The sequence below is a fragment of the Pannonibacter sp. XCT-53 genome (genome assembly GCF_009915765.1).
Lineage (GTDB): Bacteria > Pseudomonadota > Alphaproteobacteria > Rhizobiales > Stappiaceae > Pannonibacter > Pannonibacter tanglangensis.
Genome location: NZ_JAABLQ010000001.1, coordinates 2,610,571 through 2,625,447, shown reverse-complemented (window position 1 = coordinate 2,625,447; position 14,877 = coordinate 2,610,571). Strand labels below are relative to the sequence as shown.

15 protein-coding genes are annotated in these 14,877 nt (G+C 67.7%); 8 read left to right on the top strand and 7 right to left on the bottom strand.

All coding sequences use genetic code 11. The features are described 5' to 3' along the window. The first annotated feature begins 59 nt into the window (after positions 1-59). From GWI72_RS11675 to GWI72_RS11660, 4 genes are all read left to right on the top strand, one after another. Positions 60-809 carry a F0F1 ATP synthase subunit A gene (locus GWI72_RS11675; RefSeq protein WP_161676391.1) on the top strand — a complete coding sequence of 250 codons (750 nt, stop codon included), beginning with the start codon at positions 60-62 and terminating at the stop codon, positions 807-809. A gap of 67 nt (positions 810-876) precedes the next feature. Further along, positions 877-1,104: a F0F1 ATP synthase subunit C gene (locus GWI72_RS11670; protein ID WP_161676390.1), complete on the top strand. Its 228-nt coding sequence runs from the start codon at positions 877-879 to the stop codon at positions 1,102-1,104. Between the two features lie 81 nt (positions 1,105-1,185). Further along, positions 1,186-1,740, top strand: coding sequence for a F0F1 ATP synthase subunit B (locus tag GWI72_RS11665; protein WP_161676389.1), 555 nt, complete (start codon positions 1,186-1,188; stop codon positions 1,738-1,740). 16 nt (positions 1,741-1,756) lie between these two features. Beyond that, positions 1,757-2,236: a F0F1 ATP synthase subunit B family protein gene (locus GWI72_RS11660; RefSeq protein WP_179956172.1), complete on the top strand. Its 480-nt coding sequence runs from the start codon at positions 1,757-1,759 to the stop codon at positions 2,234-2,236. Between the two features lie 139 nt (positions 2,237-2,375). On the opposite strand, the gene GWI72_RS11655 is transcribed toward GWI72_RS11660, so the two are convergent. The 4 genes from GWI72_RS11655 to GWI72_RS11640 all read right to left on the bottom strand — a co-directional run bounded on the left by GWI72_RS11655 (position 2,376) and on the right by GWI72_RS11640 (position 7,801). After that, complete coding sequence (locus GWI72_RS11655) at positions 2,376-3,026, bottom strand: ribonuclease HII (RefSeq protein ID WP_161708737.1); 651 nt, start codon at positions 3,024-3,026, stop codon at positions 2,376-2,378. Between the two features lie 258 nt (positions 3,027-3,284). Continuing rightward, complete coding sequence (locus tag GWI72_RS11650) at positions 3,285-5,588, bottom strand: NADP-dependent malic enzyme (RefSeq protein WP_161708736.1); 2,304 nt, start codon at positions 5,586-5,588, stop codon at positions 3,285-3,287. Positions 5,589-5,733: 145 nt separating this feature from the next. After that, positions 5,734-6,387, bottom strand: a complete 654-nt coding sequence (locus GWI72_RS11645; protein ID WP_161676385.1) for a ceramidase domain-containing protein — start codon at positions 6,385-6,387, stop codon at positions 5,734-5,736. A 190-nt stretch (positions 6,388-6,577) separates the two neighbouring features. Continuing rightward, complete coding sequence (locus GWI72_RS11640; protein WP_161708735.1) at positions 6,578-7,801, bottom strand: aminotransferase-like domain-containing protein; 1,224 nt, start codon at positions 7,799-7,801, stop codon at positions 6,578-6,580. 262 nt (positions 7,802-8,063) lie between these two features. Here GWI72_RS11640 and moaB point away from each other — a divergent pair, with 262 nt between their 5' ends. Next, positions 8,064-8,621 carry a molybdenum cofactor biosynthesis protein B gene (gene moaB / locus GWI72_RS11635; protein ID WP_161708734.1) on the top strand — a complete coding sequence of 186 codons (558 nt, stop codon included), beginning with the start codon at positions 8,064-8,066 and terminating at the stop codon, positions 8,619-8,621. Positions 8,622-8,634: 13 nt separating this feature from the next. Here the strand turns inward: moaB and GWI72_RS11630 are convergent, their stop codons facing one another. Both GWI72_RS11630 and GWI72_RS11625 read right to left on the bottom strand, forming a co-directional pair. After that, a complete protein-coding gene (locus GWI72_RS11630; RefSeq protein ID WP_161708733.1) occupies positions 8,635-10,173 on the bottom strand; it encodes a flavin-containing monooxygenase in 1,539 nt (512 codons plus the stop codon). Positions 10,174-10,353: 180 nt separating this feature from the next. Next, on the bottom strand, positions 10,354-10,854 hold the full coding sequence (locus tag GWI72_RS11625; protein WP_161676381.1) for a cupin domain-containing protein: 501 nt from the start codon (positions 10,852-10,854) through the stop codon (positions 10,354-10,356). A gap of 308 nt (positions 10,855-11,162) precedes the next feature. On the opposite strand from GWI72_RS11625, the gene GWI72_RS11620 reads away from it, so the two are divergent. Then, a complete protein-coding gene (locus tag GWI72_RS11620) occupies positions 11,163-12,185 on the top strand; it encodes an AraC family transcriptional regulator (RefSeq protein ID WP_161708732.1) in 1,023 nt (340 codons plus the stop codon). Between the two features lie 189 nt (positions 12,186-12,374). Here GWI72_RS11620 and GWI72_RS11615 read toward each other — a convergent pair whose 3' ends face one another. After that, positions 12,375-13,052, bottom strand: coding sequence for a glycosyltransferase family protein (locus GWI72_RS11615; protein WP_161676379.1), 678 nt, complete (start codon positions 13,050-13,052; stop codon positions 12,375-12,377). A 114-nt stretch (positions 13,053-13,166) separates the two neighbouring features. On the opposite strand from GWI72_RS11615, the gene GWI72_RS11610 reads away from it, so the two are divergent. Further along, the gene (locus GWI72_RS11610) at positions 13,167-14,291 is read left to right on the top strand and encodes a PA0069 family radical SAM protein (protein WP_161708731.1); all 1,125 of its coding nucleotides are present in this window, start codon (positions 13,167-13,169) and stop codon (positions 14,289-14,291) included. 88 nt (positions 14,292-14,379) lie between these two features. Beyond that, the gene (locus tag GWI72_RS11605; RefSeq protein WP_348272668.1) at positions 14,380-14,727 is read left to right on the top strand and encodes a chorismate mutase; all 348 of its coding nucleotides are present in this window, start codon (positions 14,380-14,382) and stop codon (positions 14,725-14,727) included. Positions 14,728-14,877 lie beyond the last annotated feature (150 nt).

The following is a 14,877-nucleotide window of genomic DNA, read 5'->3' as shown; positions in this document are numbered from 1 at the left end:
GAAGACTAAGAGCCCGCGCAAGACTGCGCACGTGAACGATTAACGACGAAGGTAGACCGGTGGCGAACGATCCGATCAGTCAGTTCCACATCAAGACGCTCGTCCCGCTCGAAGTCGGCGGCATCGATCTGTCCTTCACCAACGCGTCGCTGTTCATGATAGTGACGGTTCTCGCGGCCTCCGCGTTCCTGATCTTCTCCTCCTCCAGCCGCGGCCTCGTTCCGGCGCGCTGGCAGTCGATGGCGGAGCTCAGTTACGAGTTCGTGGCCGGAATGTTGCGGCAGGGTGCCGGCAACGAGGGCATGCGCTTCTTCCCGCTCGTCTTCACCCTGTTCATGTTCGTGCTGATCGCCAACCTGCTCGGCATGTTCCCCTATTTCTTCACGGTCACCAGCCAGATCATCGTCACCTTCGCGCTGGCGATGCTGGTCATCCTCACCGTGACGATCTACGGCTTCGCCAAGCACGGGATGCATTTCCTGCATCTGTTCGTGCCGGCTGGCGTGCCGAAGATCCTGGTGCCGATCGTGGCGCCGATCGAAGTCATCTCTTTCCTGTCTCGCCCGATCAGCCTCTCCGTTCGTCTCTTCGCGAACATGCTGGCTGGTCACATCACCCTGAAGGTCTTTGCCGGGTTCGTGGTCACGCTCAGTGCTGCGGGGACGGCAGGTGTCTTTGGTGCCGTCCTTCCGCTCGGAATGACGGTGGCGTTGACGGCCCTGGAGTTCCTCGTCTCGTTCCTGCAGGCGTATGTGTTCACGCTGCTGACCTGCATGTACCTGAACGACGCCCTCCATCCGTCCCACTAAGCCTACCCGATCACGTGGCCCTTGGCCGCCTGAACAAGCTGACAACCGTCAACTAGGAGTACTTGTCATGGAAGCAGAAGCCGCAAAGTTCATTGGCGCTGGTATCGCAGCTCTGGGCATGGGCCTCGTGGCCCTCGCTCTCGGCAACATCTTCTCGAACTACCTGTCGGGCGCACTGCGCAACCCGTCCGCCGCTGATGGCCAGTTCGGCCGTCTGGTGTTCGGCTTCGCCGTGACCGAAGCTCTGGGCATCTTCTCGCTGCTGATCGCCCTGCTGCTCCTGTTCGCAGTCTGATCCGCCGATACCGGCGAATTGGAAACAGAATAGATCGACGGCGGCGCCCGTGCGCCGCCGCTTCGATACGTGGAGGCGATAATGGCAGGTCAAGCCGAACCAATCCCGGGTCAGCAGGTTGTGGATGCCCACGCCGCGGCGCACAGCGCGGCTTTTCCGCCGTTCGATCCGACCCACTTCGTCTCGCAGCTCTTCTGGCTGGCAATCAGCTTCATCGTCTTCTACTGGATCATGAAGAACGTTGCTGTGCCCCGGATTGCCGGCATCCTTGAGGATCGTCGGGACCGGATCGCAGGCGACCTCGCCGAAGCCGAACGCCTCAAGCGGGAATCCGACGAGGCCAGCGCGGACTATCAGAAGGCGCTGACCGACGCACGGGCCCGTGCGCGCACCATCGCCGGCGAGACCCGTGACAAGCTCAAGGCCGAGACCGCTGCACGCCGTGACACGGCCGAGCAGGGGATTGCCGCCAAGCTGGAAGAAGCCGAAGCCCGTATTGGCCAGATCAAGGCCCAGGCGCTGTCGCAGGTGGGTGAAATCGCCAGCGAGACGTCCGCCGTGCTGGTCGAGACCCTGATCGGTGTCACGCCGTCGCGTGCCGATGTCGACCAGGCCGTCAAGACCGCGATGAACTGAGGAGCACCGGACCATGATGGACTCATCCTTCTGGGCCCTTGTTGCCCTCTTCCTGTTCTTCGCCCTTCTGGGCAAGCTCGGGGTTCACAAGATGGTGCTGGGAGCCCTCGACAAGCGGGCGGACAACATCCGTCGCGAGCTCGAGGACGCCCGTCGTCTGCGCGACGAGGCGCAGGCGCTCCTGTCTGACTACCAGCGTCGCCGGCATGAAGCCGAGGCCGAAGCCGAGGCCATCGTTGCCGAGGCCCGTGCCGAAGCCGAACAGCTGACCGCGGAAACCACCCGCGCGCTGGAAGAGATGATTGCCCGCCGCAGCAAGCTGGCCGAGGAGAAGATTGCCCAGGCCGAGAGCCAGGCGATTGCCGAGGTCAAGGCCAAGGCCGCCGATCTGGCCGTCTCCGCCGCCGAGAAGCTGCTGAAGGCCAATGTGACGGACAAGGTTGCCGACACGCTGGTCGTCAAGGGCATCGAGCAGGTGAAGGCCGGTCTCAACTGAGATCCGAACGTGCCGAGACTTTTGAAAAGGCGGTCCCTGGGGCCGCCTTTTTGCTGTCCGGCGTCCGGCCCGCAGCCCGGTCGGCTTTCCCGGTCGGCGACCTGCACCTGACCCTCGCCCCGCTTCCGGACCGGTTCCGTCAGTCCCCGCCCCCGAGCGCTGCGATCGGCTTGAACGACCGGCGATGCAGGGGGCAGGGACCAAGCTGCCGCAGCGCGGCCGCATGCGCCGGCACCCCGTAGCCCTTGTGGATGGCAAAGCCATAGCCCGGATAGGTAGCCTCGGCGGCGACCATCATCCGGTCCCGGATCACCTTGGCGACGATCGAGGCCGCTGCAACGGCAAGACAGCGGGAATCGCCCTTGATCAGGGCCTGCCCGTCGACCCCGAGCCCCGGCGGCACATCGCGCCCGTCGACCACCACATGCCGCGGCCGCCAGGCCAGCCCCTGCACGGACCGCCGCATGGCGGCCAGCGTGGCCGCCCGGATGTTGAGCCGGTCGATGGTTGCGGCAGACGCACTGGCAAAGCTCACAAGGGCCCGGGCGCAAATCTCCTCGAACAGCGCCTCGCGCTTCGCCTCGGTGAGCTTCTTGGAATCGTTTAGCCCCTCGGGAAGGCGCGTGTAATCAAGGATCACCGCTGCCGTCACCACCGGCCCGGCCCACGGCCCGCGCCCGGCCTCGTCCACCCCGGCAAGCAACCCGTCCAGCCGCCCCGCCATCCGCGCTTCCGCCGTCGCATCCGGCGCGTCCCCAAAGGGCAGGTCAAAGAGGCTTGGAGTTTTCATGCGATGGTTTCCGGCACAACCCTGCGGTCACAGCGATCAAAGCCGGCCTTGTCGCACGCTGCCAGCAAAAAAAGCTCACTTGGCATGGTCTCAACCCCTCTCCCACCCCCCCCAGCCCCCCTTGAGGGGGAGATGCCCCCGGCAGGGGGCAGAGGGGGGTAAACAGCCTGCCCCATTTAACAGGAGCCCGTGTTGAAACGAGACGTTGCCCTCCCCCCAACCCTCCCCACCGGGGAGAGCCGGGCGGAGAGGCCTGTGTCAGTCAACCTCGCTCTGGGTCTTCTTCTGCGCTTCCACCACCGACAGTGCCGACATGTTGACCACGCCGCGCGAGGTCACAGACGGCGTCAGGATATGTGCCGGCTTGGCGGTGCCGAGCAGGATGGGCCCGACATGCAGCGCGTCGGTCGCCACCTTCAAAAGGTTGAGCGCGATGTTGGCCGAATCGAGTGTCGGGAACACCAGCAGGTTCGCCTCGGTCTTCAGCCGGCTGTGCGGCATCACCCGCTGGCGCAGGGCCGCCGACAGGGCCGAATCGCCATGCATCTCGCCGTCCACCTCCAGCTCCGGATGCTGTGCCCAGAGCAGTTCGAGCGCCGCCCGCATCTTTTCGGCCGAGGCCAGTTCCCGCGAACCGAAGTTGGAGGCGGCCAGCAGCGCGGCCTTGGGCTCGATGCCGAACCGGCGGATCTCCTCCGCCGCCAGCGTCGTCATCTCCGCAATCTCCTTGGCCGACGGATCCACGGTCACGAACGTGTCGGTCAGGAACAGCGCGCCACGGTCGTTGATCAGCAACGACAGGGCCGACAGGTCCTGGACACCGTCCCGCAGGCCGATGATCTGCCGGATGTCCCGCAGATGGCGGATGTAGCGTCCTTCAAGGCCGCAGATCGTGGCATCGGCCTCGCCGCGCCGGACGGCAAGCGCGGCAATGACGGTGGAATTGGTGCGCACGATCGTGCGCGCCGCGTCGAGCGGGACCCCCTTGCGGCCGACGCAGGCGAAGTACTCGTCGACATAGTCGCGGTAGCGCGGGTCGTCCTGCGGGTTGACGAACTCGAAGTCCACGCCGGGGCGGATCTTCAGGCCGAAGCGTTCGCAGCGGCTCTTCAGCACGTCCGGTCGGCCGACGAGGATCGGCACGGCCACCTTGTCCTCGATCAGCACCTGCGCCGCGCGCAGCACGCGCTCATCCTCGCCTTCGGCATAGATGATGCGCTTCGGCTCGCGGATGGCCGCCTGGATGATCGGCTTCATCACCAGGCCGGAGCGGAACACGAAGCGGTTCAGGACATCCTGATAGGCGGCAAAGTCGCTGATCGGCCGCGTCGCCACGCCGGTCTCCATCGCCGCGCGGGCAACCGCCGGGGCAATGCGCAGGATCAGGCGCTGGTCGAAGGGGGAGGGGATCAGATACTTCGCCCCGAAGGTCTCGCTGACGCCGCCATAGGCCCGCGCCGCCACGTCCGAGGGCTCTTCCTTGGCAAGGCCGGCGATGGCGGCCACGGCGGCGTGCTTCATCTCCTCGTTGATCGTCGTCGCGCCCACGTCCAGCGCGCCGCGGAAGATGTAGGGGAAGCAGAGCACGTTGTTGACCTGGTTCGGATAGTCCGAACGGCCGGTGCACATCATCACGTCGTCGCGGACGCTGAGCGCATCCTCGGGCAGGATTTCCGGATTGGGGTTGGCGAGCGCCAGGATCAGCGGGCGCGGCGCCATCCTGGCCACCATCTCCGGCTTCAGCACGCCGGCAGCCGACAGGCCGAGGAACACATCGGCGCCCTCGATGATCTCGCCGAGCGTGCGCTTGTCGGTCTTCTGGGCGTAGACCGACTTCCACGGGTCCATCAGCGCCTCGCGGCCCTCGTAGACCACGCCCTCGATGTCGGACACCCAGACGTTCTCGCGCTTCACGCCGAGCGACACCAGCAGGTTGAGGCAGGCGAGCGCGGCCGCGCCTGCACCGGAGGCCACCACCTTGACGGTGCCGATCGGCTTGCCGGCCAGCTCCAGCGCATTCTTCACCGCCGCCCCGACGATGATCGCCGTGCCGTGCTGGTCGTCGTGGAACACCGGAATGTTCATCCGCTCGCGCAGCTTGGCCTCGATCTGGAAGCACTCGGGCGCCTTGATGTCTTCCAGGTTGATGCCGCCGAAGGTCGGCTCGAGCGCGGCAACCGCGTCCACGAACCGGTCCACGTCCAGCTCGTCCACCTCGATGTCGAACACGTCGATACCGGCGAATTTCTTGAACAGGACGGCCTTGCCCTCCATCACCGGCTTGGACGCCAGCGGCCCGATGGCGCCGAGGCCCAGCACGGCGGTGCCGTTGGAGATGACCGCCACCAGGTTGGCGCGGGAGGTGTAGAGCGCAGCCGTCGAGGGGTCGCGGGCGATTTCAAGGCAGGGCGCGGCCACACCCGGGGAATAGGCCAGCGCCAGGTCGCGCTGGTTGCCCAGCGGCTTGGTCGGCTTGATCTCGAGCTTGCCCGGACGCGGATGCGAATGGAAATAGAGTGCGGCCTCGGTCAGGTCGGAACCGGCCTTCTTGGTATCGCTCATGATGCCTCTCGTTGCGGCAGGTCCGCCCTGCCTGTCCTGCTCCCGCCGGTGCCTTGGCGCGCTGGCACCCGGTTCGCTTCCCTTTTGACACTAGAACGGCGGGCGTTCAAACGGAACCGGCTCTCCGTCCAGAACCGGATTGTGCTCAACGCCTTAACGCCGCACCTGCCTTGAGGTAGAGCGCCAGCAGCAGGAACAGCACGGTCGCGTTGAGCAGGTGCCAGAGGAAATGCGTGCCGAAGGGCAGCAGGCCGCAGAGCGGGCCGTCGAGCGTGCGGAAGGTCAGCGACAGGGCAAAGACGCCGCCCGTGACAAACAGGCCGAGCGCCGTCTCCCGGCTGCGCCGGAGGCACAACGCGCCGACCACGAAGATCGCCGCCAGCGCCGGCAGGTACCCGGCCGATGATCCGACCAGCGGCGCGGCCAGCCGGCCGATGAAGGGCGATGCGACGAGAAACAGCGCCGTCGTTCCGCCGGCGACAATGACCGGGGCGGTGAGGAACCGGCGCAGGGCCAGGAACAGATAGAGATGGATGAAGATCGCGATCGGGATCACGTCGCTGAGCAGCGACCAGCGGTTCGCGAAGGTGTGAAACAGGAAGGACCCGATCCCGGTGGCTGCCACCACCAGGATCAGCGCCAGCGCGCTCCAGTCGCGCGGTGTCTGCCGCAGCCAGATCCGCAGCGCCAGCGCTGCCGCCACGAGAAAGGCCGCATTGGTGACCGCGTTGATCGGCTCGGCCCAGAACGAGGCATCAAGCCGCTCGCAATACTGATCAAGGCTCTCGGTCCAGTTCATCGCTTGCGCCCTCCTGTCCGGCGGTTGTCGCACGCCGTCATGACGGGCAGATGAGCACGGGCGAGGGCCGGGACAAGCCCTGGCAGTCGTGGCTGACACGCCTCATGGTCGTCCCGGGCGCCGCGCTGCGAAGTCCCGGGATGACGTCTGTGGGGCTGCACCCTGTCAAATGGCCAGGACCTGCGGGCTCTCAAAGCCCGGCGATGGCTTCCGTCAGCAGCTTGCCGAGGCGGGAGATGCCTTCCTCGATCTGTGCCTCGTTGGCGCAGGAGAAGCTGAGGCGCAGGGTGTTGCCGCCCGACCCGTCGGCAAAGAACGCCTTGCCGGGAACGAAGGCCACCTTCACCGTTTCCAGCGAGCGGGCCAGCAGCGTCGCGCCGTCGAGGCCTTCCGGCACGGTCACCCAGACGAACATGCCGCCGTCCGGCTTCGACCAGCTGCAGCCGGCCGGCAGATGCGTGTCGAGCGCCTTCAGCATGGCATCGCGGCGGGCGCGATAGGCCGCCTTGATCGTCGCCACCTGGGTGTCGAAATAGGTCTCGGCCACATCGGCCAGCACCATCTGGTTGATGGTGGAGGTGTTGAGGTCGGCGGCCTGTTTCAGCAGCACGATCTTCGAGATCACCGGGGCGGCGGCGCAGATCCAGCCCACGCGCAGGCCCGGCGACAGGGTCTTGGAGAAGGAACCGCAGTAGAGCACCCGGGTGTCGTTGATGTGTCCCTTGCGGGCGATGTCCAGCGCCAGCATCGGCGGGATCGCCTCGCCGTCATAGCGCAGCGACTGGTAGGCCGCATCCTCGATGACGGCAATGTCCAGCGTGTCGGCGAGGTCGAGGATCTTCTCGCGCGTCGCCCGGTCCAGCGTCTCGCCGGTCGGGTTGGCGAAGTCGGCCGAGGCATAGGCGAATTTCACCGCGCCGCCGGCGTCCCTTGCGGCGGTGGCGAAGTCCTCCGCCGGACGGTTGCCCAGCGGGATCAGCCGGTCATAGCGCGGCTCATAGGCGTTGAAGGCCTGCAGCGCGCCAAGATAGGTCGGCCAGTTCACGAGCGCCGTGTCGCCCGGCGACAGGAACAGCTTGCCGATATAGTCCAGCGCCTGCTGCGAGCCGGAGGTGATGATGATGTTGGACGCATCGCAGGCGACGCCAAGGCTTGCCATGTAGCCGGCCAGCCAGGTGCGCAGCGCCAGATTGCCCTCGCTCACCGCATATTGCAGCGCGGTGCCGGCAGCCGGTCCGGTCAGGACGCGGGTGTAGGCGGCGGCGAAGACCTCCTTGGGAAACAGCGCCGGATCCGGGATGCCGCCGGCGAAGGAGATGATCTCCGGCCGGTCGAGGAGCTTCAGGAGCTCGCGGATTTCGGATGCGCGCATGCGGGTCGCGCGGGTGGCGAAGATATGCTCCCAATCCAGCATGAGAAGTCTCTGTCCGGTCTGTTTCTTCTGCGCGCCGGCGGGCCCGGCGCAGGATGGGAGACAGAACCACAGGCGCAAGGAAGCGTCAATATTGCTGACCTAAAAGACGCAAAAATTCCGGAACGGCCTGTTTTGCGAAAGGAATGATCGATTTTTGGTCCGAAGCTTGCGGCCCGCGTCTCCCGCGCCCCGTCTTGCGGCCACTGGCGCCGGCCGGCTGGCTGGCCTATCTCTGGGACCACGACACCGCCGGAGCCTGCCCATGAATCGCCTTGATGACAGCCGTCCCTTTGTCCCTCTCAACATCGCCGTGCTCACCGTGTCCGACACGCGCGACCTTGACGGCGACCGGTCCGGCGCGACGCTGGTCGAGCGGCTCACCGGCGCCGGGCATCATCTGGCCGACCGCCGCATCGTCCGCGACGAGGTGGAGGAGATCCGGGCCATCGTGCGCGCTTGGATCGCGGCGGACGGCGTTGACGTCATCATCTCGACGGGGGGCACGGGCTTCACTGGCCGCGATGTGACCCCCGAGGCGATCGAGCCCCTGTTCGAGAAGCGGATGGACGGTTTCTCCGAGGTGTTCCACCGCATTTCCTACGACAAGATCGGCACCTCGACGATCCAGTCCCGCGCGACGGGCGGGGTTGCGGGGGCGACCTACATCTTCGTGCTGCCGGGCTCGCCGGGAGCCTGCAAGGATGCCTGGGACGGCATCCTCAAGTGGCAGCTCGACTACCGCCACATGCCCTGCAATTTCGTCGAGATCATGCCGCGCCTCGATGAACATCTGAAGCGCGGCAAGCTGCGTCAGGCCTGACGCCGTCCGGGGCTCAGCCCTCCAGCCGGTAGGCCGGCACGCTGGAGAGGTGGCTGCGATAGGCATCCGCATCCGGCGGCAGGAAGGTCTCCGCCAGCGGGTTTGCCCGCCGTCGCCGTGCCGCCCCCATGTCGGCGAGCAGGTCGTCGAGATAGCGGAAGTGATAGGGCGCCGAGCACAGGCCGCCATAGACCCGGGCCGCCGGCCGGACGCTGCGGCGCCAGTCCAGGTGCCGGTCGATCCAGCCGCTCATCTCCGCCTTCGACGGCTGCCGCGCCAGCTGGCCGTCGGCATATCGCACCAGCCAGCGGGCCGCCACGTCGCTGGTCAGCACGGTGGCGAAGGACGAGTTGAAGCCGACGAAGCCGAGGTCCGGCACGTCCGGGTTCACCGCCAGACGGTAGAGCCGGAACTGTCCGTCCGGGGTCGTCAGCGTGCGGCGCACGTCCTCGGGCAGGAACGGCACGCCGATCTTCCAGCCGACGGCCAGGATCGCCACGTCGGCATCCAGCCTGTCGCCCGTCGACAGGGTGATCCCGCCCTGGCTGTAGCTGGCGATGGTGCCCTGGATCGCCTTGATCCGCCCGTCCTTCAGCATCGGGAAGAACCCTTCCGTGGCCAGTGACAGGCCGCAGGAGATGCCGTTTTCGATCGGCTGGCTGGGCCGCATGCCGAGCTGCTTCAGGCCGAACTGCAGGGTCAGCAGGCTCTCCAGCGCCCGCCAGTTGGCCCACACCAGCGGCTTGGTCAGGGCGTGGCGCAGCTTCTCCCCCCACGACATGTCCCAGCCGGGGAACATCGCCTCCGACGCGCGGCAATAGAGGATCCGCTTGAAGTTGATCAGCCCGGCGAAATGGTAGGGCACGCGCCAGACCGGCTCCAGATAGACGACCGTGACCGAGGCCGCGCCTTGCTGCACCGCGTTCACCGCCACGTCGGTGGCCGATTTCGAGAAGCCGAGGATCACGACCTTGCGGCCGCGGACCAGCGCCGGATCGGTGTACTCGCTCGAATGCAGGATCGTGCCGCCGCCGTCGCGGAAGGCCTCCATGCCCGGGTGGGTCAGCTCGTTGCGCTCGCTGAAGACCCCGCTGGCGACACAGACGAAGTCGTAGCCGGTGCGCTCCGGTCCCGCGGCGCCGTCGGTCTCCACCCACCAGCCCCCCGCTCTCGGGTCTGCCGTCGCGCCACCTGCCGGGATGCCTGCACCGGTGTCCTGCCCGCGCCGCACCAGGCCGGTGACGCGGGTGTTGAAGCGGATCAGGGGCAGGAGGCCCTTGTCCCGGGCGTAGCTCTCCAGATAGCCGTGCACCTGGGCCCCGGAGGGCCATTCGGGGTAGGTCTCCGGCATCGCCGCATCGGTGTAGCGGTAGAGATCCTTCGGGCTCTGGGTGCGGATGCCGGGATAGGAGCGGTGCGGCGCCCAGACCCCGCCCAGCTCGTGGCTGCGCTCCAGCACGGTGACGTCGTGTCCCTGGTCCTTGAAGGCATGGGCGGCCGCAAGACCGCTCACGCCTGCGCCGATGACGCAGACCTGCTTGCGTTTGGTCATGAATGAACTCTCCTTCGCCGCCCGGGTCGGGGTCGGGGACGGCGCGGGCAGGGGCCGGTCAGACAGGGCGGCGGATGGGACGCCGGAGGGCAGGCCGGGGTCGTGCTGCCCGCGCCGGTCCGCTCCGGCAGGCGGTGGGGCCTGCCGGAACCCGGAACGCGCGGTTGGCCGTGTCGGGCGTCAGATCTTCAGCGTCAGCGGATCGAAGGCCATGTCCTCCGGCCGCAGGAAATTCACCTCCCGCAGCGCCGACTGGCGCACCACTTCGGCCGGGTCACCCAGATTGTGCAGGTTGTCGAACAGCTCGCGCAGGCGACGGGCGGGCGACACCCAGAACAGCGCCCGGTTCGGCCTGTCGGTGAGGTTGTAGTAGCCATGCGCGATGCCCATCGGCATCCGCACCAGGTCGCCGGTCTGCGCCACGTGGTGTTCCCCGCCGAGATAGAGGTCGAAGCGCCCCTCCAGCACGAAGATGAACTCGTCCTGCGTCGGGTGGACATGCGGCGGCACGAAGGTTCCCGGCGGATCCAGCGTCTCGAACGAGAAACAGGTCTCGCCTTCCGTCTTCATCCAGTAGGTGTGGCCGAGAATGCTCCATTCGACCTCATGCTGGCCGGTGCCGGCGCGGGTGATGCCGGGGTCGGTGTTCACCTGAACCATGTTCGGGATGGCGGTCTTCATGCTGGTCCTCTCCGTCCTTGCCCGTCCGGGCGCTGTGGGCCTGCGGGTGCTGGCTGTGTCCTCTCGCAGGACGGGCGGCGCTTGTGGTCGGGCCTTGCGGTCCGGGGGCCTGTCTCCGTCCTGTCCCTACGAGACGCCGTCGGGGCGGCTCAGGTCTATCCGCTGGGCGAAAGGCTGCATGCGCTCGGCGAAAATCCGTCCCCTGCCGCTTTGCTTCGCCGGCTTGGCGGTGCTAGCCTTCCCGTCAACCGGTCCGGAAATGAGCGAAAACGCCGAGGGGACGGTCCGGGGGAACGCTGGTGCAAGCCATGCAGATGCAAGCCATCCAGATGCCGCTGTCGGGCCATGCCCGGGTGGCAACGCGCGACGTGGACCAGGCGGCGGAGGAGGTCGGGCGGATCTTCTGCTCCCACCGGCTGCAGCCGCGCGATCACGGCCGCGATTTCTTTGCCTGCCACAACAGCCGCATCTTCGCTGGCGGCTCCATCAACTATGTCGCCTATGGTGGCGAGGTGGAGATCGACCCGGGCTGCCTGGAGCGGTTCTTCCTCGTCCAGATCCCGCTGACCAGCGGGGCCGAGGTCCGCATCGGCAGCCATCTCGTCACCACCGGGGCCGCGCGGGCCGCCTCGGTCCTCTCGCCCACCCGGCCGAGCCTGATGCGCTGGAAGGCCAGCTGCGGCCAGATCATCCTGAAGCTGGAACGGGCGGCGCTGGAGGACATGTTCGCCGCGCTCACCGGCGAGGGGCCGCAGGACATCGTCTTCGACCCGCAACTGCGGCTCGACAGCGAACCGGGGCGCACCCTGGGGGCCCAGATCCTTGCGCTTGCCCGGCTGGCCGACCACGCCTTGCCGGGGGATCCGGCCGGCGACGAGGCGCTCAACCGGCTCGGCTGGTCCATTGCGCATGCCTTGCTCTGGACCCATGCCGGCTCGGCCCGCGACACGCTCTGCACCGCCGCGCAGCACGGGTCCGGCGCCGGCCGCAAGGTCGCCCGGGCGCTGGACTACATCGACGCGCATCTGGGCGAGACCATCGACTTTGCCGCGCTGGCGCGGGCCTGCGGCTACAGCCTGCGGGCCCTGCAGCTCGCCTTCCAGGCCGAACGCGGACAGACCATTTCCCAGGCATTGCAGGAGCGCCGGCTCAGCCTGCTGCGCCAGCATCTGATGGCAGCGCGTGGCCGGGCGGACGGCACGGCCAACATCACCGCCCTGATGCAGGCCTGCGGTCTCGGACATCCGGGCCGGGCGGCAGGGGCCTATCGGGATCTGTTCGGGGAAACGCCTGCCGAGACCCTGCGCAGCCGCCGGATCGACGCCGGCTGACCCGACAGACGCCGGCTGACCAGATGGATGCGGACTGACCGGCGGGACGCCGGAGGACCGGATCATCCCCCGGGACAGCAGAGCCCCATCCGGTGACCGGCAAGTCCCACAAGCCCCGCCAGCCCTGAAAGCCCTGCACGTCCGGCGGGCCTCGATCGGCCGTGCAGCGGGCGCCGAGCGGATGCCGCCTCAGCCGTGCAGGCCGGCGGCAAGTCTCGGCGGCAGCCGCAGGGCGGTCACCGCCAGGCGGGCCAGGGTCTGGCGCGGGCCATGGTTGGGCCGCTGCGGCGCAATTGCGGCGCTGCGCAGCAGCACCAGGCGGCTGCGTCCGATGCGCCGCGCAATGTCCAGATCGGCCAGTCCGGCCAGGTCGCGGTGTCCGCCAAGCGCCACATAGAGCCGGCGGGAGACGAGCAGGCCCTGTTCGTTGCAGGGCATGCCGAACAGCCGCGTCGACAGGGTGGCCGCCGTTTCGCTCAGCCGGGCGGACAGCCCGAAATCATCGCGCCTCAGATGGAAGGCGGCGGCGCATCGGTCCGCCTGTCCGCTGCGTTCGGCCCGTTCGACGAAGGAGGCTGCGTCCGTGTGCCAGCCGGCTTCCAGAACGCTGCCGGCCGGCAGGAACAGGAGCCAGGGAGATTTGGCAGCGCGGGCCGCGCCTTCGGCGTAGCGACGGCCTTCGCCCGCCAGGAGCACATGCAGCTCGCATCCGGCTGCGTCGGCCACGGTCACGCTGCCGTCGCGCGAGCCGCCATCCATCACCACCACTTCCCGGACGATACCCTCGGCCGCCGCCGGCACCAGGGCGGTCAGGCTGTGCGCGAGGCCTTCCTCGTTGTCGAGACTGGAGATGACGACACTGATCATGGGGAGCGTTCTAGCGGCTTTTGGCGGACAAGGCGAGGGAGGCCCTTGCCGCGTCTGCGTTTTCGGCTAATGTTCCGGTAATGTTCTCATTGGCGAGTCGAGGAACGCGGACCCATGGCGGCAATTACCCTGATCGATCAGGTCAGCAGCGACACGGCACTGGCCGGCGCGCGCGTGGCGGAGGATCTGCGGCGGGGCCGCGGTGCCGGTCTCAACCGCTCCGGCCGCTTCGAGCGCGAGCAGCGCGAGGCCTTCGACGACGGCTGGGAGACGCTGGATGACCTGCCGCCGCTCAAGACCACCGTGCAGGAGGAAAAGGCCCGCAGCATCATCACCCGCAACACCTCGCCGGACATTTCCTTCGACCGGTCGATCAACCCCTATCGCGGCTGCGAGCATGGCTGCGTCTACTGTTTCGCCCGCCCGTCCCATGCCTTCATGGGCCTGTCGCCGGGGCTCGATTTCGAGACCCGGCTCTTTGCCAAGCCCAATGCGGCCGAGCTGCTGGAGCGCGAGCTGGGCCGCCCCGGCTACCAGCCCCGCACCATCGCCATCGGCACCAACACCGATCCCTACCAGCCGATCGAGCGCCGCTACCGGCTGATGCGCGAGATCCTCGAGGTGCTGGAGCGCACCGGGCATCCGGTCGGCATCGTCACCAAGTCCGCGCTTGTCCTGCGGGATGTGGACATCCTTGCCCGCATGGCGGAGAAGGGGCTGGCCAAGGTCGCCCTGTCGATCACCTCGCTTGACCGCGACATCGCCCGCACGCTGGAGCCCCGCGCCAGCGCGCCGCACCGTCGCCTGGCCGCGATCAAGGGACTGTCCGAGGCGGGCGTTCCGGTCTCCGTCATGATGGCCCCGATCATTCCGGCCCTCACCGACAGCGAGATCGAGGCGATCCTGGAGGCGGCAGCCGGCAACGGGGCCACCGAGGCCGGCTATGTGCTGCTGCGCCTGCCGCTGGAAGTTTCGGAACTCTTCCGCGACTGGCTGCTGCGCAACCGGCCGGACCGCTACCGCCATGTCATGAACATCCTGCGCTCCATGCGCGGCGGCAAGGATTACGACGCCGAATGGGGACAGCGGATGAAGGGGCAGGGGCCCTATGCCCAGCAGATCGGCCAGCGCTTCGCCCTGACCGCCCGTCGCCTCGGTCTCAACCAGCGCCGGCGCAAGCTCACCACGGAGCTGTTCACCGCGCCCCAGACCGGCGGCGTGCAGCTGTCGCTGTTCTGAGACCTGCCGTTGCGACGATCCGGCGCTTGACGTCAGCCGGGCGGGCGGCTACCGCACCTGCGAGATCATCGAGGAGGAAGGGGCTCACGTGACGGACATTCGGGACCAGCGCCTGCGCAGTGCCGCCGATTGCACGGAGAAGGCGCACATCCGGCACGAGATCGACCGGCTCGACCGTGCGCTGGTCGCCCTCTTTGCCGAGCGGCAGACCTACGTCCGCCGCATGGCGGAGATCAAGCAGCATCCGGACGAGGCCTACGACCAGCACCGCATCGACACCATGCTGGCCGACATCCGTGCCCGCGCGGCTGCCCTCGGCCTCGAGCCGGAGCAGGCCGAAACGGTCTGGCGGGTGCTGATCGACTGGAACGTCGCCTACGAGCAGCGCACGATTTCCGCCCGCACCGGCCTCTCCCTGACGCCGCCGCAGGACTAGGCGGCCGCGACCTCCGGGCTGACGCCCTGCAGGCCGTGCTTGACATTGCAGCGCACAAGGCAGATACAGCAGGCAGATGTGATCCGGTCGCCGCGTGAGCGACCCGTTCCCTCTCCACGCGCCCGCCCTCGCTCCTGCAGGGCATCGCGG